Below are 24962 nucleotides of genomic sequence, written 5' to 3'. Positions count from 1 at the left end.
CAGAGCGATAAGACGTCAGATCATCACGCCGAACGTCGTGGAGACCAGCCTGGAAAAACGCGGGTTCCAGGAAAAGAACGCCGAATCCAGAGAAGTGCTCGAAACGGTCGGCAGGACGTTTCTGGCGGGGTACGCCTACGCCGCCGAGGCACGCCGCCCCGATGACGCGAAGGACCGGCTGGAGCGCATCCCCACGCGGTTCCGCGGATTCGCCTACGAGGGGGCGGCCATGGGGTTCACCATGGTCGACGGGCTCGCCCCATTGCGCCGCGACCGCGTCGACACCTTCCTCACGGGCATCGGAGCCCCCCACGTCTACATGGCCTACGTCGGTATCGGCTGGGGAATGGCGAGGCTCCCGGTGTTTCGCTGGCCCGACCCCTCGGGCTACGATCCGCTGCTGCGCTGGCTCATCCTCGACGGCTACGGCTTCCACCAGGCGTACTTCCACACCGATCGCTACGTTCACGGGCAGGCCGACGACCACCGTTTCCCCTGGCCCGAGCAGCGTCACCAGTGGTACGTCGGCAACAGTGCCGACCAGGGGATCGGCCGCGCGCTGTGGTTCGTCTGCGGCACCGACGTGGAGCGGGTGGCCACCACCATCGACAAGTTCCCCCAGTCGCGCCACGCCGACCTCTACGCCGGCGCGGGCCTGGCCGCCGCCTACGCGGGCGGCGCCGAGGAGCGCGAACTGCGCGCCTTCTGGGACCGCGCCGGACAGTACCGGCCCCAGGTGGCCCAAGGGGCCGCGTTCGCCGCCCAGGCCAGGGTCCGGGCCGGGCTGGTCGTGCCCCACAACGAACTCGCCCTTCAGGTGCTGTGCGACAGCACCCCCGAAGCGGCCGCGCTGGTCACCGAGCGGCTCCGCCCGCCCGAACCGGTCCGTGAGGAAGCGGGCGACACCCCCGCCTACGAACTCTGGCGCAGGCGGGTGGCCGAGGACTTCGCCGCGAGAGGTCGGTGCTGACATGGCGCTCAACCAGGCCCGTCGCCGGGTGCCGCCCGGCCCCTCCCAAGCGGCAGCCCCGGGACTGTTCCGCAAGCTCATCACCGACCGGTTGGGCCTGATGACGACCGCGACCCGCTACGGCGACGCCGCCCGGCTGGCCATCGGCCCCAAGGCGCTGTACTTCTTCAACCACCCCGACCACGCCAAGCACGTGCTGGCCGACAACAGCGGCAATTACCACAAGGGAGTCGGCCAGGTCCAAGCCCGTCGGGCCCTGGGCAACGGGCTGCTCACCAGCGAGGGCGAGCTGTGGCGCGAACAGCGCAGGCTCATCCAGCCCACGTTCCAGCACAAACGGATCGTCGGCCAGGCCGACGCCGTGGCCGAGGAGGCCGCCGCCCTGGTCGCGCGGCTGCGCTCGCACAGCGGCGGCGGACCGGTGGACGTGGTGGGGGAGATGACCGGGCTCACCCTGGGGGTGCTGGGCCGGACCCTGCTCGACGCCGACCTCGGCGCCTTCGACTCCATCGGCCACTCCTTCGAGGCCGTGCAGGACCAGGCGATGTTCGAGATGGTCACCATGGGCGTGGTGCCCATGTGGGTCCCCCTCGCCCATCAACGGCGCTTCCGCCGGGCCCGCCACGACCTCCAGCGCATCGTGGACAAGCTCCTGGCCGACCGTCTGGCGCGCGGCGGCGACGGCGACGACGCGCTCTCACGCCTCGTCGGACTGGCCGACAGCGGCCCCCAGGGCCGCCAGCGCGTGCGCGACGAACTGGTCACCCTGCTGTTGGCCGGACACGAGACCACGGCCAGCACCCTGAGCTGGACCTTCCACCTTCTCGACCGCAACCCCGAGGTGTGGGAGCGGCTGCGCGCCGAAGCCCGGACGGTTCTGGGCGAGCGGACTCCCGTGCACGAGGACCTGCGCAGTCTCACCTACACCACGATGGTGATCCAGGAGGCCATGCGCCTCTACCCGCCGGTGTGGATCCTGCCCAGGGAGGCCCAGGACGACGACGAGGTCGGCGGCTACCACGTCCCGGCCGGCGCCGACGTGCTGATCTGCCCCTACACCCTGCACCGCCACCCCGACTACTGGGACGACCCCGAACGGTTCGACCCCGAGCGCTTCGATCCCGGTCGTCCCGCCGAGCGTCCCCGTTACGCCTACATCCCCTTCGGCGCCGGCCCCCGCTTCTGCATCGGGAGCAATCTCGGAATGATGGAAGCCGCCTTCGTGGTCGCCATGGTCGCCAGGGAGATGCGCCTGGCGACCGTGCCCGGCCACGAGGTCGTGCCCGAGCCGATGCTCTCCCTGCGCGTGCGCGGCGGTCTGCCCATGACCGTGCACCCCGCGCGCTGACGGGGCCACCCGAGGCAACCGTCCCTCCCGAGCCGACCAGAAGGAGCCCCGTGGCAGCCGGTACCCCAGAGGCCGAAGACGACCGGACGATCACCCTGGAGGCGTTCGCCGACACCATCATCCCCGGTGAGAAGCGCTCGCCCGGCGACCGTTCGGTCGCCGGGGCGGCACCGGACGGCGGCGCGGTCGCCGCCGGCGCCATCGAACTGCTGGAGACGTCCGCGACCGGCCTCACCGACGGACTGGACAACTTCGCCGGCGACCTGGACGCGCACGCGCGCGCCTATGCCGACCAGCACGCCCTCGTCCTGGACGATTCGCTTCCGCCCTTCGCGGCGCTGCCCTTCACCGACCGGACCGCGCTGGTGCGCGCCCTCACCGCACCGGGCCACCCCGAGAAGGTCTTCTGGGTGATGCTCTCGCTGTTCTGCAACATGGCCTACGACAGCGCCGCCCACCTGCACACCGCCGACGCCATCGCCGCGGGGCACCCGGGCCTGACCGCGATGGGCTTCGCCGTCCCCGACGCCGACGGGCTCTGGCGCTTCACCGAGCACTCCTACGGCCGCAAACTGGCCGACCTGCACCCCGACACCACGCCTTCAGGGAGCCCGGCATGACCACACCCGAAAGCACCGACGTCCTCGTCGTCGGCAGTGGCTTCGGCGGCGCGATCACCGCCTATCACCTCGCGGCGGGCGGCGCCAAGGTCACCATCCTCGAACGCGGTCCGTGGCTGTCGGGCACCGACTTCGACCACGACTTCCTGCTCGGGTCGTCCTACACCCGCGCCTTCGACTTCGTCGTCGGCGACGGCATGAGCGTCCTGGGCGGCAACTGCGTGGGCGGCGGCAGCGTGGTCTACTTCGCGGCCCTGCCCCGCGCCCCGGGCTTCGTCTTCGAGCGCCGGGGCAGCATCGGCCGGCGCATGTGGCCCGCCGCCATCAGCCGTGACACGCTCGACCCCTGGTACGACCGCATTGCCGAGGCCATGCCGGTGCGCACCCAGGACTGGGACGATGTCACCTACGCGGGCGGACTGTGGGCCGCGGCCTGCAACCACTCCGGGCGTACCGCCAACCCGGTGCCCAACGGCGTCGACAACGACAAGTGCGTCAACTGCAACTGGATGATGTCGGGGTGCCGGTTCGACGCCAAACGCTCCCTGCTGTTCAACTACCTGCCCGCGGCCCTCGCGCACGGGGCCCGGATCCGCCCCCTGCACGAGGTGCAGCGTCTGGAACGCACCGACGACGGCGGCTACCGGGTCCACTACAACGTGGTGCACGACGAGGACTACCGGCTCCAGTCGGGCAGCGGGGCCATCGACGCCAAGATCGTCGTCCTGGCAGCCGGCGCCGGTGCCACCCCGGTCATCCTGCAGCGCTCCGAACCGACCCTGGGGGCAATGCCGCACGCCGTCGGCCGCTACTTCTCCGGCAACGGGGAACGCCTCAACACCGCGGTCCTCGACGAGGAGCGGGTCCGCGACGTGCTCGGCCTCAGCCGCGGTGCCGACCTGGCCTACGAGGCCAACCAGATCGGCAAGGGCCCGTGCGTGGCCAACTGGGACCGGTTGGACGGTTCGCTGCCCGAGTACTCCCGCTACTCCCTCGAACAGCTCTACTTCCCGCCCGGTCTGGGCACGATCCTCGCGCAGGTCCCCGGGGCCACCACCCCCAGCTGGTTCGGTGTGGACAAGAAGGAGATGCTGCGTCGCTGGCGCTCCTGGCTGATCATCTTCACCATGATCGAGGACGACAACGAGGGCGTCTTCGGCCCGCCGCCGCCCACCGGCAACGCCAACCGCATCTCCCAGCAGATGCTGGGCCACGGCCCACTGAGCTACCACCCCACCGCCAACACCCAGCGGGCCTGGGCCGAGTCCGACGCCGACGTCAAGGACATCCTCGAACGCGACGGCCTGGCGAAGGTCGCGCCCTGGACCAACGACCTGGTCGGCGCCTACACCGTGCACCCGCTCGCCTCCTGCCGGATCGGCGACGACCCGTCGACCTCGGCCCTGGACGACCGGCACGAACTGCGCGGGCACCCGGGGGTGTTCGTCACCGACGGCTCGGCCGTTCCCGGCGCGCTCACGGTGAACCCCGCGATGACCATTGCCGCCCTGGCCGAGCGCGCGGTGCCCGGCATCGTGCGCGCAGCCCGGGAACGCGGGGTGGACGTCGTCTACGGCGCGCCCTCGCCCGACGGCCAGACCAGCGGGCGCCGCGCCACCCTGCCGCTGGCGTCCGACCTCCTCCGACGCTAGCGGGCCCTCCCACCCCCTCGGCAACCCCACGACGGAGGTCCCTGATGTCCGCCCCCCTGATGCGTCTCGCCCTGCACCGGACCCTGGACCAGATCCGCCACGTCGAGGCGGTGCGGCCCGGTGCCGCGCCGGCCCCGGTTGCCCGGGTCTACGACCAGGTCGAACGCGACTTCGGGATGCTCGCCCCGCCGGTGGCCCTGCACGCGCCGGCCCCGGACCTGCTGGCCGCCACCTGGGTGATGCTGCGCGAGACCCTGGTCGTGCAGCATCACGTCGACCGTGCGGCCAAGGAGGTCCTGGCCACCGCGGTCTCGCTGGGCAACACCTGTCCGTACTGCGTGGACGTCCACGGTGCGGCGTCGGGGAGCCTGGGCGTGCGCCAGGCGAACGCATCCGGTGCCCGCTGGGCGGAGTCGGTGGCCGACCCCCGCCTGCGCGCCGTCGCCGAATGGGGGCTGGCCATCGCCACCAGCAGCGGGGCCGCCGGGTACCGGCGCCCGTTCCCCGAGGGGCAACTGCCCGAGTACGGGGGAGTGGCCGTCGCCTTCCACTACCTCAACCGCATGGTCAACGTGTTCCTGGGGGAGTCGCCCCTCCCGCAGGCGATGCCCTCCGCCGCGCGACCGGGCGCGCTCCGGGTCCTGGGCCGTTTCCTGCGGCCCGGCGCCCAGCAGGCCCACCGGCCGGGGGATTCCCTCGGCCTGCTGCCCGCCGCCCCACTGCCGGACGAGTTGTCCTGGGCGAAGGGGACGCACGCCGTCGCCGAGGCGCTGGGCCGGACCTGTGCCGCCGTGGACGCGTCGGGGGCGCGTCGGGTTCCTGAGCGGGTGCGCTCCCTCGTCCTCGACCGCGTGGCGGACTGGGACGGCGCACCGGTGGGGCCGAGCCGGGCATGGGTCGAGGAGGCGATCGCGGCGCTGCCCGAGGCCGACCGCGCCCACGCCAGGCTCGCGCTGCTCACGGCGTTGGCCGCCTACCAGGTCGACGACGAGGTCGTTGCCGGGGTGTACGCCGCCGGTGCCGACGACGCCGTTCTGGTGGCGACCGCGTCGTGGGCGGCCATGGCGGCGGCACGCCGGTCAGGCGCGTGGCTCGCCTGACCCGACCGGCGCCCTGTTCGTTCCGGCGGTGGACCGGTCCTCTTCCCAAGCACGAACGGAGAAGACAGCACAGCGGTGTTCCGGCATTCTGAAAACAGCTCGGATCAATTTTTCCGGTTCTGTTCGATTGTGATGCGGCCGTGGCCTCCGGCGCCTTTCCCCGCTCGTGGCGAGTGATTTCCTGGCCGGGGGTCGATGCGTATCTCCTCCCGCCCGGTCGTTTTCGGTGCGTCGAAGAACCGACTCCTCGGAAGAATTTCCCGGCGTGAGGAATTTCGTGAAGAATTTCCACCGTGTGAGAGGACAGAAAACGTGAAAGACCTCCAAGGCGTCGTCTCCGACCTCATCGCGGAAGGCGACCGCCTCGACGGGCTGCTCGCCGGCCTCGACGCCGAACAGTGGTCGCTGCCCACTCCCGCCCCCGGGTGGACGATCGCGCACCAGGTCGCGCACCTGTCGTTCATCTTCCACCTGGCGGGCAAGGCGGCCTCCGACGCCGAGGCGTTCGCGGCGATCACCGCCGGAGCGGCGAACGACTTCGACGGCGCGATCAACGCGGCACTCGGCCTCTTCCTCAACGACTCCCCGGACAAGATGCTCGCCCAATGGCGGGCCGAGCGGGACACCACCGTCGCCGCGCTGGCCGCGGCCCCGCCCGACCAACTGCTTCCCTGGCTGGTCCGGCCGATCCCCCCGGCGGTCCTGGCCTGTGCAGGCATCATGGAGCTGTTCGCGCACGGCCAGGACATCGCCGACGCGCTCGGCATCGAACCCACGCACACCGACCGTCTGCGGCACCTGGTGGGCTTCGCGGTGCTGACCAAGGACTTCGGGTACCAGTCGCGCGGTTTGCCGACGCCGCCCGACGAGTTCCGCTTCGAGATCACCACGCCCTCCGGCGAACTGTGGGGATTTGGACCCGAGGACGCCGAGCAGCGCGTGAGCGGTCCGGCCGTTGACTTCTGCCTCCTGGTCACCCGGCGCCGCCACCGCGACGACCTCGCCATCACCGCGTCCGGTGCGGTGGCCGAGCAGTGGCTGGACATCGCCCAGGCATATCGGGGCCCGGCCGGTCCGGGCCGCTCGCCCGGCCAGTTCTCCGCACCGGCCGGCTGATCGGGCCGGGCGGACGCCATCGGGACCCGGGGCCGGGAGAGTCGTTGTCCGCCCGCCCCGCGCTGCTCTAGCCTCATCCGTGATGAGTGCATCCGCGCAGGGCCCCGAGAGCCACCGCGAACCGGCCGTCGCGAGGGAGGACGCCGTCTCCGAGGACCTGTTGCGCCGCCTGGCCCCCCAGGTCCTCGGAGCGCTCATCCGCCGGTACGGCGTCTTCGACGCCGCAGAGGACGCCGTCCAGGAAGCGTTGATCGCGGCGTCGGTCCAATGGCCCCGGCAGGGGCGCCCCGACGACCCCCGCGGCTGGCTCATCACCGTCGCCTCGCGCAGGCTGACCGACCAGTTCCGCGGAGAGACCGCCAGACAACGGCGCGAGGCCACCGCCGCGGCCCTCGCCCAGGACCAGCAGATTTCTCCCGGTCCCGACGCCGATCGTTGTGCGGACCAGGACGACACCCTCGTCCTGCTCGTCCTGTGCTGCCACCCGGTGCTGTCGCCGTCCTCGCAGGTGGCGTTGACCTTGCGGGCCGTCGGCGGCTTGAGCACGGCCCAGATCGCCCGCGCGTTCCTCGTCCCCGAAGCGACCATGGCCCAGCGCATCAGCCGCGCCAAACAGCGCATCAGGGAAGCCGGGGCCGGGTTCCACCTGTCGTCGGGGAGCGAGCGGCAACGCCAGTTGAACGCCGCCCTGCACGTTTTGTACCTCATCTTCAACGAGGGGTACACCGCGACTTCGGGCCCGGCCCTACAGCGCAGCGAACTCACGGGTGAAGCCATCAGGCTCGCCAGGATGGTCCGTCGGCTCCTTCCCGAGGACGGGGAGGTCGCGGGTCTGTTGGCGCTCATGCTGCTCACCGACGCCCGGCGTCCCGCCCGCACGGGTGCCGACGGGGCACTGGTGCCGCTCGCCGAACAGGACCGCGGCAAATGGGATCCCGACGCCATCGGTGAGGGAATCCGTCTGATCACCGACTCGTTGGCCCGTTCCCCCATCGGCCCGTACCAGTTGCAGGCGGCCATCGCCGCGGTCCACGCGGAGGCCACCAGCGCCGAGGACACCGACTGGCCGCAGATCCTCGCCCTCTACCAGCTGCTCGAAAACCGGTCCTCCGGCCCCGTGGTCACCCTCAACCACGCGGTGGCCGTCGCCATGGTCCACGGCCCCGGTCCCGGACTGGCGATGGTCGACGCCCTGGCGGCCGACCCCAGGATGTCCGACCACCATCGGCTGCACGCGGTCCGCGCCCACCTCCTGGAGATGGCCGGGGACGCCGCCGGGGCCCGTTCCAGCTACCAGACCGCCGCACGCCGGACCACCAGCCTCCCCGAACAGCAGTACCTGGAGGCCAGAGCGGCGCGGCTCCTTCCCGCAGAGAAAAGCGCGAGGGGTTCCTCAGCAATCTGAGAGAAGAGAATAAAGCGGCAATTGCGTTACGTTGAAAATAGCAATCTCTTTCGAGTTGGGTCGCGATTTTATTGTGAAAATCAACGGCCGACTTCTTCTGAGGCAACGCCCCAGACGCAAGGGGAAACCTATGAAAGCGCTGGTCGCATCGGGCGGATGGGGAACTCGTCTCCGCCCTTTTAGTTTTTCCACCCCCAAACAACTCGTACCGGTTGCGAACCGGCCGATTCTTGAGCATGTGCTCGGCAACATCCGCGACCTCGGCGTAGAAGACGTGGGAATCGTCGTCGGAGAAAGAGAAGACGAGATCGCGTCGGCGATCGGCACCGGCTCCCGTTTCGGATTGAAAATCACCTATATCGGCCAGGAGCAGCCGCTGGGCCTCGCCCACTGTGTCACCGTCGCCCGGCCTTTTCTCGGCGATGACGACTTCGTCATGTACCTGGGCGACAACGTGCTTCCGGAAGGGGTGGCCGGTATCGCCGACGACTTCCGGGCGCTGCGCCCCGACGCGCAGGTCGCGGTGTGCGAGGTCGCCGACCCGAGGGCGTTCGGAGTGGCCGAGGTCAACGCCGACGGCACCGTCCGGCGGTTGGCGGAAAAACCTGCCGAGCCTCTCAGCAGGCTCGCCCTCATGGGCGTCTATTTCTTCACGCCCGCCGTATACGAGGCGATCGCCGCCATCGCGCCCAGCGCACGCGGAGAACTGGAGATCACCGATGCCCTCCAATGGCTGGTGACCCACGGTGCCAAGGTCAGGGCGAGCGAGTACCGGGGCTACTGGAGGGACGCGGGCGCGCCCGAGACGGTCCTCGACTGCAACCACCGGTTGCTGGCCGGCCTGCGCTCCACGACGGCCGGCGAGGTGGACGCGGCCAGCGTGATCTCCGGGACCGTTGTCGTCGAAACCGGAGCCCGGGTGAGACGGTCGACGATCCACGGTCCGGTGATCATCGGAGCCGGTTCCCTCGTGCAGGACAGCCTGGTCGGCCCCGGAACCTCCATCGGCCGGGACTGCGTTCTCCACGCCACTGAGCTGCGTAATTCCATACTGTTCGACGAGGTCCGCCTCTCCGGCGCGTCCGGGGTGGAGGACTCCATCATCGGGCGCGGATCGGTGGTCGCCCTGGGCACGGACAGCGGACACCGGCGCCGGCTGCTCGTCGGCGACCAGACACGAATCGAGTTGGCCTCATGAGACTCCTGGTGACCGGAGGAGCCGGTTTCATCGGTTCGCACTACGTCCGGACCATGTTGGCCGGACGCTACCCGGGCTACGCTGACGCCCGGATCACGGTCGTCGACAACCTCACCTACGCGGGGGACCGCGACAACCTCCCCGTCGACCCCCGTTTGGACTTCGTCGAAGGCGACGTGTGCGACCGCCCGCTGATGCTGGACCTGCTCCCCGGACACGACGCCGTCGTGCACTTCGCCGCTGAGTCGCACGTCGACCGCTCCCTCCGGTCGGCCGACGCCTTCATCCGGACCAACGTCGAGGGAACCCAGCGCCTGTTGAGCGCCTGCGTACAGGTGGGCGTCGAGAGGATCGTGCACGTCTCCACCGACGAGGTCTATGGCGCAGTGGACAGGGGGACGTGGACGGAGGACCACCCGCTGCTGCCCAATTCCCCCTATGCGGCCTCGAAAGCCGCCTCGGACCTGATCGCCCGCTCCTACTGGCACACCCACGGCCTCGACCTGTCGGTCACCCGGTGTAGCAACAACTACGGTCCGCACCAGTACCCGGAGAAACTCATGCCGCTGTTCATCACCAACCTCCTGGAGGGAGAACCGGTTCCGCTCTACGGTGACGGCAGGCAGGTCAGGGAGTGGTTGCACGTGGACGATCACTGCCAGGCGGTGCACCTGGTCCTCACCGGCGGGGGAGCCGGAGAGGTATACAACATCGGCGGTGGAACGGAGCTGACGAACCTGGCCGTCACCGAGCGGCTGCTCGAACTGTGCGGCGCGGACTGGTCCAGGGTCCACCACGTCGCCGACCGGAAAGGCCACGATCGGCGTTACGCCTTGGACACCACCAAGATCCGCGAGCAGTTGGGGTACGCGCCACGGGTGTCCTTCGACCACGGTATCGCCGAGACCGTCGAGTGGTACCGCGCCAATCCGCACTGGTGGAAAGCGGCGAAGGCCCGCTCCTCGGCCCCCGGGGAAGACGATGGGCGCTAGCCCCCGGCCCCCGGCCCCGTCGTTGCGGCAGAGGGACGAGCCGGCAACGGCGCGACGGTTCGCCCGATCGGCGGCCACGCTCTCGGGAACCCGGGTCGAAACAGCCGACTGCCTGGCGTGGCTGGAGCAGCGTCGCCGGGCCCACCCGTTCCTGATCCGGCAGATCCCTTTCTCCGAGCTCGACGGTTGGTCGTTCGCGCCGGACACCGGAAACCTGGTCCACCGCAGCGGCGGATTCTTCAGCGTCGAGGGGCTGAGCGTCAGCATCGACGGAGAAACCCCCCGCGCCTGGCAACAGCCCGTCATCGTGCAACCGGAGATCGGGGTCCTGGGTTTCCTGGCCAAGGAGTTCGACGGAGTGCTGCACCTACTGGTGCAGGCCAAGATGGAGCCGGGCAACCCCGGAACCGTTCAGCTCTCGCCGACGGTCCAAGCCACGCGCAGCAACTACAGCGGTGCCCACTCCGGAAAGGGCGTCCGCTACATCGACTATTTCCTCTCGCCCGACCGCGGACGGGTCCTCGCCGACGTACTGCAGTCCGAGCACGGGTCGTGGTTCTTTCGGAAGATGAACCGCAACATGGTCGTCGAGGTCCACGACGACGTTCCCCCGCACGAGGACTTCCGCTGGCTGACATTGGGACAGTTGGGGGAACTGCTGAGGATGGACAACGTCGTCAACATGGACGCGCGCACCGTACTGGCCTGTGTCCCCACCGCGTCCACCGATACGCGCGCCCTGCTCTCCGACACCGCGCTGCGGTCCTGGTTCGTCGCCGAACGAAGCCGCTACACCATGCGGGCCGCGCTCGTCCCGCTCGCCCGCACGGCGGGCTGGAGCCGTGACGGCCTCGCGATCAGCCGGCCGGACGGCAGGTACTTCACGGTGACGGCGGTGGCCGTCGAAGCACCGAACCGTGAGGTGACCGGCTGGAGCCAACCCCTCCTGGCGCCGACCGGCACCGGAGTGACGGCCTTCGTGGTCCGCCGCTTCGGCGGGGTCCCCCACCTGCTCGCACATGCCCGAGCCGAGGGCGGACTGCACGACGTCATCGAACTCGGCCCGACGGTTCAGCGCACCCCCCGCAACTACCCGTCGGGACGAGGCGCTGTCCGGCCGCCCTTTCTCGACCTCGTCCTCGGCGCCGGTCCCGACAGCATCCGCTACGATGCCGTCCACTCCGAGGAAGGAGGACGGTTCCGCGATGCCCGGAGCCGTTGCCTCTTCGTGGAGGCGACCGAGGGCGAGGCTCCCACCGCAGCGCCCCCCGGCTACGTGTGGGTCACACCGGACCAGATGAACTCCCTGGTCCGACACAGCCGTTACGTCAACGTCCAGGCGCGCACGCTCCTGGCCGCCGTCACCACCGGTGCCGTCGTGCTCTGAGGGGGACCACCCGATACGACCGCCGGCCGGGGCACCCCCGGCCGGCGTGTTCGTGCCGCTAGAACACGTCGAAGTAGTCGCCGATCCACAGTCCGCGCTTCGCGTCGACCGTCGACAGCTCCGAGGGCCGGTAGTCCGTCAGCCGGATGCAGCGGAAGTCGAAGCTCACCCGGGTGCTCTCCGTTTCGTTGACCTTGTTGCCATGGCTCCAGTTCACCGCGTCGAAGACGAGTACCTGCCCGGGGTCCAGCGACACCGGCCGGTAGTCCTTGGAACCGAGTTCCTCTTCGATCCAGACGGCATTGGACCCCCAAGTCGGGGTGAACGGAACCCAGAAGTTCACCTCGCCCTGACCATGGTTGTAGTCGCCGTCGGTGTGGAAGTTGCCCACGGCGACGTTTCCGGGGAAGTGCACGCGGAAGGTCGGTACCCGCTGGAAGCAGAACTCCGTCGTGCCGAGCACCCCCGGTACGAACGAGGCGAGGAAACCGCGGTACAGGTCCTGGACCTTCGCCTCGAAGGCGTCGTAGAACTTCGCGTGGAACCGGGTGGCCTGGTCGGTCTTCCAGGTGAGCCGCTCCATGGGGGTACCGGGGACCAGCCGGGACAGCTCGTCGACTCCGTAGATGTCGCTCATGACACTCACGAAGTCGAACTCGGTCGTGTCGTAGTCGTGGATCGTCGGACGCATTCTCGCTCTCCTCTGCGGATTGGGCACTGCACTTGGTATCGGGAAGCGGGTGCCCGGTGGCCCCTGCGCTCAGGCCGCCTGCCGCGGACGGGACGGCGACGTCCGGTCCAGCCACCACTGCACGATGATGAGGTTGAGCACCCAGCCGCCCCAGCGGGCGACCTCGAAGATGTAGTTCACGTCGATGGCCGGCCAGATGATCGGCAGTACGATGCGTCCGCTCAACCCCCACAGGATGCCCATGGTCAGGGCGAAGCTGTAGAGCATCCAGCGGCGGTGTTCGGCGTAGCGGCGCTGCCGCGCCATACGCAGTCCCACCACGGTCGTGGTCATCCACAGCAGCGCGTGCATCGTGATGCCCACCTGGCCGCCCCACCCGGGCATCAGCAGCATGATCGCCAGGCTCAGCAGCGCGGAGGGCAGCACGCCGGCGAAGACGTAGAGCCTGCCGCTTATCCGGTGGATCCGGGGACGGCGCTGTCTCAGCCACGGCCATACCTGTAGACAGGCGGTGACCATGGCCACCGTGCCGGTCGCGATGTGCACTATGAGCAGCGGATAGTGCAGCGGGAAGCCCTCGTTCAGCACGATCACCGCCCGGCTGGGGTCCAGGGCCAGATACGGGGGCAGTTCGTAGGCCAGGAAAGCGGTGACCGCGACCACCAGCAGGGTCATCCAGACGCGGCGCTGCCATCGGGTGCGCCGTTTCTTCAGGGGGCGCGCCGAGCGTGGTGGGCCGGTGGAAACGGGAGAGCCGGCTCTCTCTGCGTTCTGCGTCACGGTTCTCTTCCATCCTCGACGAGGGGCGGGCGTGCGGCCGCCGCGGCGGCCCCACGCGTGGCGTTGCTGCGCCCGGAATCCGGCGCCATCAGCGTCACAGTGCCTTCCGGCGTCGCGCGTCTCCTGGATTGCGCTATCAAGAGCACAATCCAGGAGACGCGCGACGCCGCCCTCAGGACGCACCATCGCAGGTGACCCTCGACCGTAAGGACACCGATGCGAATCCTGTTCACCCCGGCCCCGTTCAAGGCGCACCTCTATGTCCAGGTCCCGTTGGCCTGGGCCTTGCGCACGGCCGGGCACGATGTGCGTGTCGCCGCCTCCCCGGACCTCGCAGAGGACATCGCCCGCACCGGCCTGGTCGGTGTGTCGGTAGGGCAGCCGGTCCACCTGGACCGGCAGATGGCCGGCGCCGAACCGCCCAGGCCCCTGGTCGACCCGACGGCGCGTCCCGAGCCGAAGTCGGTGCAGACCGACTTCGGCCGCGACGATCCCCACGGGGAACTGGAGTCCAACGTCATGGGCTGGAAGACCCTGTTCAACCCGCCTTCCGCGTTCGACGACCTCGTCGACTTCGCCCAGGACTGGCGCCCCGACCTGGTGGTGTCGGACACGTTCGTCTTCACCGGCGCGGTCGCGGCACGGGTCAGCGGCGCCGCGCACGCCCGAATGCTCTTCGGGGCGGATGGCCTCGCCCAACTGCGTTCCGCCTGTCGGGCGCACGGAGGCCCCACAGCAGAACGGCAAGACCCCATTCGCGACTGGCTGCACCCGATCCTGGACCGGTTCGGGCACGGCTTCGACGAGGAGGTCGTGATCGGGCAATGGACCGTCTTCCCCATGCCGTCGTGGATCTGGCGGCCCGCGGGGGTCAACTACCTCCCGATGAGGCACCTTCCCTTCAACGGCCCCGCCCGCACGCCGGAATGGCTGCGCGAGAAACCCCGACGCCCGCGGGTCTGCATGACCTTCGGGCTGTCACACCGTGACGGCGGATTCGGGGTGACGGCTTCGGCGCAGGAACTCTTCGCCGCGGTGGCCGACCTCGACGTCGAGGTCGTCGCCACGTTCAACAACAAGCAGTTGGAGACCGTCACGGAGGTGCCCGACAACGTCCGCCTCGTCGACTTCGTGCCGTTGAACCTGCTGTTGCCCAGCTGCTCCGCCGTCGTGCACAGCGGCGGCGCGGGCACCTTCGCCGCAGCGCTGGAGAACGGCGTCCCCCAGCTCATCATCCCCAACGTCTACTGGAGCGAGAAGTGGTGGGGCCCCGTCGTCATGGCCAACGGCGTCGAGAGCCGAGGTGCCGGGGTCTACGTGTCCGACGCCGACCAGCTCACCGCTGACGGACTGCGCAAACACCTCGTCCGGGTAATGGAAGACCCCTCCTACGCCGACAACGCCGCCCAGTTGCGCAGGGAGGTCACGGGGATGCCCACGCCCAATGACGTCGTCCCCCTCCTGGAGCGGATGACCGTGGCCCACCGGCCCGCCCGGTGATCGCTCCTCCACCGGCGCGGACGGCGGCAGCGCAATCCAGGAGACGCCGAACCGGTGCGGCGGGGACGACGATGCAAGAAGTGCCGGGGGATTCGCATCGCGAAGGGTCAGCCCCGTAACCGGAAACGGCCCGGGGGCCGTGCGGCCGTCGTCGAGGTCCGGTCCCCACCGCCCGCCCGTCCGGAAGACGAAGAGAGGAAACCGATGACCACCGAAAGCACGAAGACCACGTCGCCCGAGGAGATGGCCGCCCTGAAGAGCGTGCCGGCCCGGATCGTCGAGGCATGGGAGAAGAACGACGCGGACTTGTTCGCCGCCGTTTTCACCGAGGACGCCAGCCTGATCCTGCCCGGAGACGTCTACCTGGTCGGTCGGGAGCAGATCCGCTCCTTCATGGCCAACGCCTATGCCGGCCCCTTCAAGGGAACGCGGGTCGTGGGGGACCCCCTCCTGGTCAAGCGGTTGGACGACAACGCCGCGCTGTTGGTCACCCAGGGCGGAATACTCGCGCCGGGCGATGAGCAGGTGACACCCGAACGCGCCATCAGAGCCAGCTGGGTGCTGGTCAAGAGCGGTGCGGGATGGCTCATCACCGGATACCAGAACACGCCGATCGGTGCCGTCTGACCCACCCGGGACTGAGGAGAGGTCTGCGATGGCGAACCGAATCGGAAATCGCGCCGTGGTACTCGGCGGCAGTATGGCGGGCCTGCTCGCGGCCCGGGCGCTCGCCGACGTGTTCGACGAAGTGGTGGTCGTGGACCGCGACGAATTGACCGGTGTCCGCGGTCCCCGCCGGGGGGTCCCGCATGGCCGCCACGCCCATGGCCTGGTGGCCCGCGGACACCAGATCCTGGAAGCGCAGTTCCCGGGCCTGACCGACGAACTGGTCGCCGGGGGCGTCCGACCGGGGGACTTCAGCGGCGACATCCGCTGGTATTTCAACGGACGGCGTCTTTCCTCGGTCCGATCGGGGCTGCTGTCCGTGCCGGCCACCAGGCCGGTCCTGGAGCACCACGTGCGATCGCGGGTGCGGGAACTGTCCCGGGTGCGTTTCCTGGAGCTCCACGACATCCTCGGGCTGAGGAGCACGAACGACAACAGCGCGATCACCGGCGTACGCGTCCGGCCGAGCACCGACGGCGGGGCCTCGGAGGTCGTGGCCGCCGATCTCGTGGTCGACACCACCGGCCGCGGGTCGAGGACCCCACTGTGGCTGGAGGAACTCGGCTACCAGCGCCCCGAGGCGCAGCGCGTCAAGATTGGGCTCGCCTACACCACCCGCCACTACCGCCTGGACACCGATCCTTTCGGGGACGAGTTGGCGATCATCCCGGCAGCCACACCGGGGCATCCCAGAGGCGCCTTTTTCTACCGGCTCCCCGGAGACGGCGGCGCAGTGGAGCTGTCGCTCACCGGAATGCTCGGCGACCATCCGCCGACCGATCCGGAGGGGTTCGCGGAATTCGCCCGCTCGGTTCCGGTGCCCGACGTCTACGCCGCCATCCGCGACGCCGAACCCCTCGACGACCCGGTGACCTTCCGGTTTCCCGCGAGCGTGTGGCACCACTACGAACGACTGTCCCGTTTTCCACGCAACCTGCTGGTCATGGGCGACGCCGTGTGCAGTTTCAACCCGATCTACGCCCAGGGCATGACGGTCGCCGCGATGGGGTCGCTCACGTTGGGCCGGCACGTCGGCCGCGACCCCCAACCGGACCCGCTCGCCTTCTTCCGGGACCTCGCCCAGGACATCGAATCCCCTTGGGAGTTCTCGGCGGGCGCGGACCTGGGCTACCCCGGAGTCGAAGGGCGCCGCACGGTCAAGACCCGCCTGGCCAACGCCTACGTCTCCCGGCTCCAACGCGCCGCTGTGCACGATCCCGCGCTGACCAACGCCTTCATCCGGGCCGCGGGCCTTATCGACCCTCCGCAGGCGCTGATGCGCCCGGGCAACCTCGTGCGCGTGCTCCGACATTCCGGGCGCCGCGCGCCGGCCCCGAACGTCCCCGGTGAGGGCAGGGACCCGGTTCCGGGAACCGGCCGCGTCCGCCGAGACCCCTGAAAGGCACCCGATGCGTCCCTTCCGTATCGACATCCCCCAGGCCGAACTCGACGATCTTCACCGCAGGCTCGCCACCGCCCGCTGGCCCGACGGGTCACTGGGAGCCGGTTGGGAACGCGGAACCCCGCTGGAGTATGCCAAGGAGCTGGCCGAATACTGGCGCAGCGGTTTCGACTGGCGGGCGGCCGAGCGCAGACTCAACGCGTTTCCCCAGTTCACCACCGAGATCGACGGGGAGAACGTGCACCTGCTGCACGTCCGTTCCCCCGAACCCGACGCCATGCCGGTGATCCTCACCCACGGTTGGCCCGGCTCGGTCGCGGAGTTCCTCTCGGTGATCGGTCCACTGGTCGACCCGAGGGCCCACGGCGGGGATCCCGCCGACGCCTTCCACGTGGTCGTCCCCGCCATCCCCGGTTACGGTTTCTCCGGCCCCACCGTCCAAGCCGGCTGGGACGTGCGGCGGGTCGCCCGCGCGTGGGCCGCGCTCATGAGCCGTCTGGGCTATGAACGCTACGTCGCCCAGGGCGGCGACTGGGGCTCGGTGATCTCCCTGGAACTCGGACTGGCCGACCCCGAGCACGTCGCCGGAGTGCACGTCAACATGCTGGCGGCGTTTCCGCCCGACGACTCCGCGGCCCTGGCCGGCCTCAGCGGCGCCGACCAGGAACGGCTCGGCTTCACGGCCCGGTTCGTCCAGGACGGCATGGGGTGGCAGAAGATCCAGTCCACCCGGCCGCAGACCCTCGCCTACGGCCTCACCGACTCCCCGATCGGCCAGCTCGCCTGGATCGTCGAGAAGTTCTGGGAGTGGACCGACTCCGCCAAGTCCCCCGAGGACGCGGTGGACCGCGACCACCTGCTGACCAACGTCGCGATCTACTGGTTCACCAAGACGGCCGGCCCCAGCGCGCAGCTGTACTACGAGTCCGCCCGCGGGGACGCCGCTTTCGCGCGAACGTGGGGAGGGCCCTGGCCGCTGGCCATGCCGGTCGGGGTCGCGTCCTACCCCTTCGACGCGGTGCGCCCGGTCCGCAGGTTCGCCGAGCAGATCCTCCCCTCGCTGACCCGCTGGACCGAGTTCGACCGGGGCGGGCACTTCGCCGCGATGGAGCGCCCCGAGTCCCTGGTCGACGACCTTCGCGCGTTCACCCGCTCCCTGCGTGGCTAGCCCGGCCGTTTACCGCCCCGACACCGTGCTCTCTCCCGTGCCGTTCGGCACCGATCCCCCCACAGCCCAGGAGGCAGGCAAGTGACCGATGTGCAACGCCGAGGGTTTCTCACCGGAGCGCTCGTGGGAGGGGCGGCGCTGGGAGCGACCGCGTTCGCTCCGGCCGTCGCCGCCCAGCCCGTCCGCTCGGGCGCGGCCTGCGGCCCGGTGTTCGGCCCGGTCGCGATCACCCCCGACGACCCCCGTTACGAGAGCCTGCTGGGCGGCCACAACTACCGTTTCGCGGGCCGTCCCGAATCCGTCCACATGGTCGGCACGACCCAGCAGGTGGTGGACGCGGTCACCACCGCGGTGGCGGGCGGGAAGCGGATCGTCGTGCGCAGCGGGGGGCACTGCTTCGAGGACTTCACCACCTCGTCCGATGTCCAGGTCGTCGTGGACGTCTCCCCGATGGCCGATGTCTTCTACGACAAGAAGGTCGGGGCCTTCGCCGTGGGCGCGGGCGCGACCCTGGGGCACGTGTACCGGACGCTGTTCACGGGATGGGGGGTCACCGTTCCGGGAGGGGCGTGCTTCGAGGTCGGCGCGGGCGGGCACGTGCTGGGCGGGGGATACGGGCACCTGTCGCGACGCTACGGCCTGGTCGCCGACCATCTGTACGCGGTCGAGGTCGTGGTCGTCGACGAGACGGGCCGTGCCGGCGCCGTCATCGCGACCCGGGAGGAGAACGACCCGCACAGGGATCTGTGGTGGGCGCACGTCGGCGGAGGCGGCGGCAACTTCGGTGTGGTGACGCGGTTCTGGCTGCGCACGCCGGGAGTGAACTCCTCGGCCCCCGCCCGGCTGCTGCCGAAAGCCCCCGCGCGTATGCGCAGGCACACGATCATGTGGCCGTGGGACGACATGGACGAGACGTCCTTCACCGCCCTGTTCCGCGACTTCTGCACCTGGGCCGAGGACAACAGCGCCCCTGACTCGCCCTTCACCCCGCTGTGGAGCATCCTGCTCGCCAGCCACCGCTCCGCCGGCACCATGGGAATGATCGCGGTCATCGACGACGCCCTCCCCGACGCCGAGGCGCTGCTCGCCGAGCACGTCGAGGCGGTCACCGCCAGGGTCGGCGTCACCCCCGTTGTGGACAGCCGCCAGGTCATCGCCTGGTTGAGTCCGCAGAACTGGCCGGAGGAGCCGGGGGGACGCTACAAGCACAAGGCCGCCGAGCTGCGCAAGGGCTACACCTCCGCGCAGATCGCCGCGATCTGGCGGCACCTCAGCGACGGGGACTACACCAATCCGGCCGCCCACCTCAGTCTTGCGGGATACGGCGGGCAGGTGAACGCCGTATCCGCCACGGCCAGCGCGGTGGCCCAGCGCGATTCGATCCTCAAGGCCGTTTACAGCACGGGGAACTGGCAGGACGCCGACGAGGACGACACCCACATCGCCTGGCTCCGCGACTTCTATCGCGACGTCTACGCGGAGACGGGCGGGGTCCCTGTTCCCGGCGAGGTCAACGCCGGCTGCTACATCAACTACCCCGACATCGATGTCGCCGACCCCGACTGGAACACCTCGGGGGTCTCCTGGCCGCAGATCTACTACAACGACAACTATCCCCGGTTGCAGAAGATCAAGAAGCGCTACGATCCCGGGAACGTCTTCCGGCACGCCATGTCCATCCGGCTTCCGTAGCCGTCCCTGCGGCGATCGCGGTCCACCGCCTCGCCCGGTGGACCGGGACCGGGCACGTCGAACGCGTGGCGTCCGGTTCGACTCCTGACATGGGGCTTCGCCCGGAGGCCCCACGACCGCTAGGGGACGCCATGAAGTACATGTTGCTCATCTACAGCAACCCCGCGACCTGGGAGGCGCTGTCACCGGAGGAGCGGGACCGCCTCGGTCCCGAGCACGCCGAACTGATCAGAGAACTCACCGAGTCCGGTGAATGGCTGGGGGGATCGGTCCTCGCGGACCCCTCGAACACCAAGACGGTCCAGGTCCGAGACGGTGCCCCCATCACCACCGACGGTCCGTTCGGTGAGTCCAAGGAGCACCTGGCCGGCTACGACCTCGTCGCCTGCGACAGCCTGGAGCGCGCCGTCGAAGTGGCCGCCCGCATCCCCGACGCCCGGCTCGCCAGAGTGGAGGTCCGTCCGCTCATGGACGGTTCCGGCCTGGAGATGTGACGCGCCTCCCCACTGCTCGGCCCGACCGCCGTTGCTCCTGTGTCCGCCCGCCACCTGCTGCGATGGCCGTGAGCCCTCCGCTTTCCACGGCATCGCAATCGGGGAGACGCGGCCGCCGGGACGGCCGTGCGACTCTCGGTGATGAGCCGACGAAGCGCGGTCGCCGAGGGGGTCGGCCTTTTGGCCCGGCCCCCTCGTAAGGCGCGGGATTGCCGCGAGAGGAAGGCGGAGTACACGATGCCGACACCCACCGCACGGCCGACGGCCCCCGCAGGGACGGGCGCACCGGTCACGCCGGAAGGCAAAGCACTGCTCGCCCTGATCGACGGCGTCCTCCCGCAGATCCGGGACAGCGCACAGCACAACGACCACCACGGTTCTTTTCCCTTCGACACCTTCGACACGTTCAGGCGCAACGGAGTGATGGGCGCGACCGTGCCCGCGCAACTCGGAGGTCTGGGGGTCGGCCTGCTCGGCGACGTCGCCCTCGCGCTCCTGGCGGTCGCGCACGCCGACGCCTCGACCGCACTCGCCCTCCACGTCCAGTTCAGCCGCGGCCTCACCCTGGCCTACGAATGGCGGCACGGGACGGCTCCCGCGCGAATGGCCGCCGAACGCCTCCTGCGTTCGATGGCCACCGGAGAGGCGGTCGTGTGCGGAGCGGTCAAGGACCATCCGTCCGCCGTCACCAGGCTGGTTCCCGACGGATCAGGCGGATGGCTGCTGTCCGGCCGCAAGACGCTGGTGACCCTCGCCCCGATCGGCACCCACTTCGTCATCCACGCCCAGCGGCAGGTGGAGGGTGAGCCGACGGCACTCGCCGCCCCCGTCCTCACCCGCGACACCCCCGGGTTCTCCGTCATCGACACCTGGGACGGACTGGGGATGCGGGCCTCCGGCACGGTGGACGTCGCCTTCGACCGCTGTCCGGTGCCAGACGAGCGGGTCGTGGTCCGTACCGCGGTCGGCGCACGCGACGACGCGGTCCTGGCCGGGCAGACCGTCAGTTCCATCACGATGCTGGGGATCTACGTCGGAGTCGCCCAGGCCGCGCGCGACATCGCGGTGGCCGAGTGCCGCGGCAGGAGAGCACATCCGCCGGCGGCCGTGCGCACCCTCGTCGCGGAGATCGAAGCCCGCCTGTACGCACTGCGCGTCACCGCCGCCTCCGCCCTCGCCGAGGCCGACGCGGTCGCAGAGGGGATCGTCGACGACCCCGCCGAACGCGGCAGGCGCATGATGACCCCGTTCCAGTGCGCCAAGATGACGGTCAACCACATGGCGCTGGCCATCGTCAACGACTGCCTCACCGTGGTCGGCGGGGCCGCCTATTCGGGGGGCCACCCCCTCGCGCGGCTCTACCGCGACGTACGCGCCGGCTGGTTCATGCAGCCCTACACCTATGTCGACGGCGTCGACTACCTCAGCGGCCAGGCCCTGGGGCTGGACCACGACAACGACTACGTCAGCGCACGGGCCTCCCGTCCGGTGGGTGAGCGGTCCGTGCCCGCAACGGCGCGACGCAGCAATCCACGAGACGCGGCCCCGTCGGGCCGGCTGCAACCCTGAAAGAAGCAGGCAGCGGAGCAGCGCGAAGAGCCTCCCGGTGCCGTTTCGCCCCGTCATTCATGCGGTGGGAAGGTGAACATGGTTATACGTGTGTGGGACTACCTGGCCGAGTACAAGCGGGAACGCGCGGACCTGCTCGACGCGGTCGAAACGGTCTTCGAGTCCGGGCAACTGGTGCTCGGCAAGAGTGTGCGCTCCTTCGAGGAGGACTTCGCGGCCTACCACGGAGCCACTCACTGCGTAGGCGTCGACAACGGGACCAACGCCATCAAACTCGGCCTGCAGGCGTTGGGGGTCGGCGAGGGGGACGAGGTCGTCACGGTCTCCAACACGGCAGCGCCCACCGTCGTCGCGATCGACGCCACCGGGGCCACCCCCGTGTTCGTCGATGTGCGCGAAGACGACTACCTCATGGACACCGCCCAGGTCGCCGACGCGATCACGCCGCGCACGAAGGCCCTCGTACCGGTGCACCTGTACGGGCAGTGCGTCGAGATGCAGCCGTTGCGCTCCCTCGCGGCCGAGCACGGCCTCGCGATCCTGGAGGACTGCGCCCAGGCCCATGGCGCCCGCCATCACGGCCGTATGGCCGGAAGCATGGGGGACGCGGCCGCTTTCTCCTTCTACCCCACCAAGGTGCTGGGCGCCTACGGCGACGGCGGGGCAGTCGTCACCGACGACGACGCCACCGACGCCGCGCTGCGCCGGCTCCGCTACTACGGCATGGAGGACCAGTACTACGTGGTCCGCACCCCCGGGCACAACAGCAGGCTGGACGAACTACAGGCGGAGATCCTGCGCCGCAAGCTCGGCAGGTTGGACGACTACATCGCGGGGCGCCGCGCGGTCGCCCGCCGCTACGCCGAGGGCCTCGGCGACCAGGAGGGCCTGGTGCTGCCCGCCACGGCCGACGGCAACGACCACGTCCACTACGTCTACGTGGTGCGCCACCCCCAGCGGGACACCGTCATCGAACGGCTCAGAGAGCACGACATCGCGCTCAATATCAGCTACCCCTGGCCGGTCCACACCATGAGCGGTTTCGACCACCTCGGTTACGCGAAGGGATCGCTTCCGGTGACGGAGCGCCTCGCCGGTGAGATCTTCTCGCTCCCCATGTACCCCGGGCTGTCGCGGGACCGGCAGGACGCGGTGATCAGCGCCCTGAGAGAGGTGCTCGCCGGCCTGTGACCCACAGGCCGCCTTTTTCGATCCAACCCGAGAGCAAGGGGAAACGAGCATGGCTGAACAGTCCGGTCCCGGAGTCGAGCACGTCCTCTGCCACGTGTGTGGCGGGCAGGTCACCAGCTTCCTCGACCTGGGGCGTCAGCCTCTCTCCGACTGTTTTTTGGCCCCCGGGGCAACCGAGGACGAGTACTTCTACCGGTTGGCGGTCGGGGTGTGCGGATCGTGCACCATGGTGCAGCTGATCGAGCCGGTCGACCGGGAGAAGATGTTCCACGAGGACTACCCGTACTACTCGTCCGGCTCCTCGGTGATGCGCTCCCACTTCGAGGACACGGCACGGCGTCTTCTCGAACACACGGCCACCCGGACCGACCCCTTCGTCGTCGAGATCGGCTGCAACGACGGCGTCATGCTGCGGACGATCCACGACGCGGGTGTCCGCCACCTGGGATTCGAACCGTCGGGCAAGGTCGCCCAGGCCGCCCGGGACAAGGGGCTCCGGGTGAGCACCGAGTTCTTCGAGGAGCGCACAGCGGTGCAGGTCCGTTCCACGGAGGGGCCGGCCGACGTCGTCTACGCCGCCAACACCATCTGCCACATCCCCTACATCGAATCGATCTTCAGGGGAATCGACGCCCTGCTCGGCGAGCACGGGGTGTTCGTCTTCGAAGACCCCTACCTGGGCGACATCGTCGAGAAGACCTCCTTCGACCAGATCTACGACGAGCATTTCTTCTTCTTCACGGCCCGCTCCGTCCAGGCCATGGCCGCGGCCTTCGGATTCGAGCTGGTCGACGTCGAACGCCTCCCCGTCCACGGAGGGGAACTCCGCTACACCATCGCCCGGGCGGGAAAGCGGGAGCCCGACGCGGCCGTCGCCAGACTGATCGACGAGGAGCGCGTACGCGGCCTCGCCGACCCGATCGTCCTGCGGGACTTCGCCGACCGGGTCGAGCGGGTGCGCGCCGACCTCCGCACCGTGCTCCACGATCTGCGCGACCAGGGGCGTTCGGTGGTCGCCTACGGTGCCACGGCCAAGAGCGCCACCGTCGCCAACTTCTGCGGCATCGGCCCCGAACTGGTCTCCTACGTCTGCGACACGACTCCGGCCAAACAGGGCCGGGTGACGCCGGGGACCCACATCCCGGTACGGCCGGTCGAGGCGTTTCGCGACTCCTACCCCGACTACGCGCTGTTGTTCGCGTGGAACCACGCGGAGGAGATCATGCGCAAGGAGCAGGGTTTCCGCGGTGCGGGGGGCCGCTGGATCCTCTACGTCCCGCACGTGCACGTGGTGTGAGCAGCAACCCCACGGCACCGCACCCCGTCTCCGGCACCGGTGCGGCGTCGTCCACGGCCGAAGAGAGCATGGAGTGAGGACGGGGAAAGAGTATGCGCGTACGAGAACTGCGGGTCGAGGGCGCTTTCGAGTTCACCCCCGATGAGTTTCCCGACGACCGCGGCCTTTTCGTCTCACCGTTCCAGGAATCGGTCTTCGCCTCCGCACTGGGACACCCCCTGTTTCCCGTCGCCCAGACGAGTTACAGCGTCTCCCGGCGGGGGGTCGTACGCGGAGTGCACTACACCGCGACCCCGCCGGGATCGGCGAAGTACGTGCACTGCCCCCAGGGCAGGGCACTCGACATGGTGGTGGATCTGCGGGTCGGGTCCCCCACGTTCGGCCTCTGGGATTCGGTGGTCCTCGACCGGCGCGACCACCGTGCGGTCTTCCTGCCGGTGGGGGTCGGGCACGCCTTCGCCGCGCTGGAGGACGACACCCTGATGGCCTACATCCTTTCCGGCGAGTACCGGCCGCAGCACGAACTGGCGCTTGCGCCCGTGGACCCCGGTCTCGGACTTCCGATCCCCGACGGCATCGACCCGGTTCTGTCCCAACGGGACTCGGTCGCGCCCACCCTCGCCGAGGCCCTGTCGGCCGGGTTGCTTCCGCAGTACGCGAAATGCCGTACAGAACAGCAGCGGCTCTCCCCACGGGCGGGCTGACGGTGCAAGGACGGGACACA

The 24962-nt window shown here is 69.7% G+C and carries 22 protein-coding genes; 20 read left to right on the top strand and 2 right to left on the bottom strand.

Features of this window, described 5'->3' with window-relative positions; translation table 11 throughout:
* Positions 1-37: 37 nt before the first annotated feature.
* The 10 genes from QSJ59_RS15140 to QSJ59_RS15095 all read left to right on the top strand — a co-directional run bounded on the left by QSJ59_RS15140 (position 38) and on the right by QSJ59_RS15095 (position 11788).
* Complete coding sequence (locus QSJ59_RS15140; RefSeq protein WP_432707487.1) at positions 38-970, top strand: DUF1702 family protein; 933 nt, start codon at positions 38-40, stop codon at positions 968-970.
* Between the two features lies 1 nt (position 971).
* On the top strand, positions 972-2318 hold the full coding sequence (locus tag QSJ59_RS15135) for a cytochrome P450 (protein ID WP_285760205.1): 1347 nt from the start codon (positions 972-974) through the stop codon (positions 2316-2318).
* Between the two features lie 50 nt (positions 2319-2368).
* Positions 2369-2938: a DUF5987 family protein gene (locus QSJ59_RS15130; RefSeq protein ID WP_285760204.1), complete on the top strand. Its 570-nt coding sequence runs from the start codon at positions 2369-2371 to the stop codon at positions 2936-2938.
* The gene (locus tag QSJ59_RS15125; RefSeq protein ID WP_285760203.1) at positions 2935-4590 is read left to right on the top strand and encodes an FAD-dependent oxidoreductase; all 1656 of its coding nucleotides are present in this window, start codon (positions 2935-2937) and stop codon (positions 4588-4590) included. The genes QSJ59_RS15130 and QSJ59_RS15125 overlap by 4 nt, the downstream gene beginning before the upstream one ends.
* 44 nt (positions 4591-4634) lie before the next feature.
* Positions 4635-5690 (top strand): carboxymuconolactone decarboxylase family protein, encoded by a 1056-nt coding sequence (locus tag QSJ59_RS15120; protein ID WP_285760202.1) that lies wholly within the window; start codon positions 4635-4637, stop codon positions 5688-5690.
* Positions 5691-6002: 312 nt separating this feature from the next.
* Complete coding sequence (locus tag QSJ59_RS15115) at positions 6003-6806, top strand: TIGR03084 family metal-binding protein (RefSeq protein ID WP_285760201.1); 804 nt, start codon at positions 6003-6005, stop codon at positions 6804-6806.
* A gap of 82 nt (positions 6807-6888) precedes the next feature.
* Positions 6889-8211 (top strand): RNA polymerase sigma factor, encoded by a 1323-nt coding sequence (locus QSJ59_RS15110; RefSeq protein WP_285760200.1) that lies wholly within the window; start codon positions 6889-6891, stop codon positions 8209-8211.
* A 130-nt stretch (positions 8212-8341) separates the two neighbouring features.
* Positions 8342-9409 (top strand): glucose-1-phosphate thymidylyltransferase, encoded by a 1068-nt coding sequence (locus tag QSJ59_RS15105; RefSeq protein WP_285760199.1) that lies wholly within the window; start codon positions 8342-8344, stop codon positions 9407-9409.
* Entirely contained in the window at positions 9406-10401 is a 996-nt protein-coding gene (gene rfbB / locus QSJ59_RS15100) for a dTDP-glucose 4,6-dehydratase (protein ID WP_285760198.1), read from the top strand. Before QSJ59_RS15105 ends, rfbB begins: the two co-directional genes overlap by 4 nt.
* Positions 10391-11788 carry an NDP-hexose 2,3-dehydratase family protein gene (locus QSJ59_RS15095; protein ID WP_285760197.1) on the top strand — a complete coding sequence of 466 codons (1398 nt, stop codon included), beginning with the start codon at positions 10391-10393 and terminating at the stop codon, positions 11786-11788. Before rfbB ends, QSJ59_RS15095 begins: the two co-directional genes overlap by 11 nt.
* Before the next feature lie 58 nt (positions 11789-11846).
* Here QSJ59_RS15095 and QSJ59_RS15090 read toward each other — a convergent pair whose 3' ends face one another.
* Together QSJ59_RS15090 and QSJ59_RS15085 are read right to left on the bottom strand one after the other, a co-directional pair.
* Entirely contained in the window at positions 11847-12479 is a 633-nt protein-coding gene (locus QSJ59_RS15090; RefSeq protein WP_285760196.1) for a hypothetical protein, read from the bottom strand.
* 69 nt (positions 12480-12548) lie between these two features.
* Positions 12549-13259, bottom strand: a complete 711-nt coding sequence (locus QSJ59_RS15085) for a DUF2306 domain-containing protein (RefSeq protein WP_285760195.1) — start codon at positions 13257-13259, stop codon at positions 12549-12551.
* 216 nt (positions 13260-13475) lie between these two features.
* Between QSJ59_RS15085 and QSJ59_RS15080 the strand changes: the two genes are divergently transcribed.
* From QSJ59_RS15080 to QSJ59_RS15035, 10 genes are all read left to right on the top strand, one after another.
* A complete protein-coding gene (locus QSJ59_RS15080; RefSeq protein ID WP_285760194.1) occupies positions 13476-14759 on the top strand; it encodes an activator-dependent family glycosyltransferase in 1284 nt (427 codons plus the stop codon).
* A gap of 204 nt (positions 14760-14963) precedes the next feature.
* The gene (locus tag QSJ59_RS15075) at positions 14964-15386 is read left to right on the top strand and encodes an SgcJ/EcaC family oxidoreductase (RefSeq protein ID WP_285760193.1); all 423 of its coding nucleotides are present in this window, start codon (positions 14964-14966) and stop codon (positions 15384-15386) included.
* A 28-nt stretch (positions 15387-15414) separates the two neighbouring features.
* The gene (locus QSJ59_RS15070) at positions 15415-16824 is read left to right on the top strand and encodes an NAD(P)/FAD-dependent oxidoreductase (RefSeq protein ID WP_285760192.1); all 1410 of its coding nucleotides are present in this window, start codon (positions 15415-15417) and stop codon (positions 16822-16824) included.
* Between the two features lie 10 nt (positions 16825-16834).
* A complete protein-coding gene (locus QSJ59_RS15065; protein ID WP_285760191.1) occupies positions 16835-17995 on the top strand; it encodes an epoxide hydrolase family protein in 1161 nt (386 codons plus the stop codon).
* 81 nt (positions 17996-18076) lie between these two features.
* Positions 18077-19687, top strand: coding sequence for an FAD-binding oxidoreductase (locus QSJ59_RS15060; RefSeq protein WP_285760190.1), 1611 nt, complete (start codon positions 18077-18079; stop codon positions 19685-19687).
* A gap of 131 nt (positions 19688-19818) precedes the next feature.
* Complete coding sequence (locus QSJ59_RS15055; RefSeq protein WP_285760189.1) at positions 19819-20181, top strand: YciI family protein; 363 nt, start codon at positions 19819-19821, stop codon at positions 20179-20181.
* 237 nt (positions 20182-20418) lie between these two features.
* Positions 20419-21750 carry an acyl-CoA dehydrogenase family protein gene (locus tag QSJ59_RS15050; protein WP_285760188.1) on the top strand — a complete coding sequence of 444 codons (1332 nt, stop codon included), beginning with the start codon at positions 20419-20421 and terminating at the stop codon, positions 21748-21750.
* A gap of 78 nt (positions 21751-21828) precedes the next feature.
* A complete protein-coding gene (locus QSJ59_RS15045; RefSeq protein ID WP_285760187.1) occupies positions 21829-22941 on the top strand; it encodes a DegT/DnrJ/EryC1/StrS family aminotransferase in 1113 nt (370 codons plus the stop codon).
* Positions 22942-22990: 49 nt separating this feature from the next.
* On the top strand, positions 22991-24238 hold the full coding sequence (locus tag QSJ59_RS15040) for a class I SAM-dependent methyltransferase (RefSeq protein ID WP_285760186.1): 1248 nt from the start codon (positions 22991-22993) through the stop codon (positions 24236-24238).
* Between the two features lie 92 nt (positions 24239-24330).
* Positions 24331-24942, top strand: coding sequence for a dTDP-4-dehydrorhamnose 3,5-epimerase family protein (locus tag QSJ59_RS15035; protein WP_285760185.1), 612 nt, complete (start codon positions 24331-24333; stop codon positions 24940-24942).
* Positions 24943-24962 lie beyond the last annotated feature (20 nt).

Origin of the sequence: Nocardiopsis ansamitocini, from assembly GCF_030268225.1 — a bacterium.
Taxonomy (GTDB): domain Bacteria; phylum Actinomycetota; class Actinomycetes; order Streptosporangiales; family Streptosporangiaceae; genus Nocardiopsis_D; species Nocardiopsis_D ansamitocini.
The sequence above is the reverse complement of the archived record's forward strand: the minus strand, read 5'-3'. Positions and strand labels throughout refer to the sequence as shown.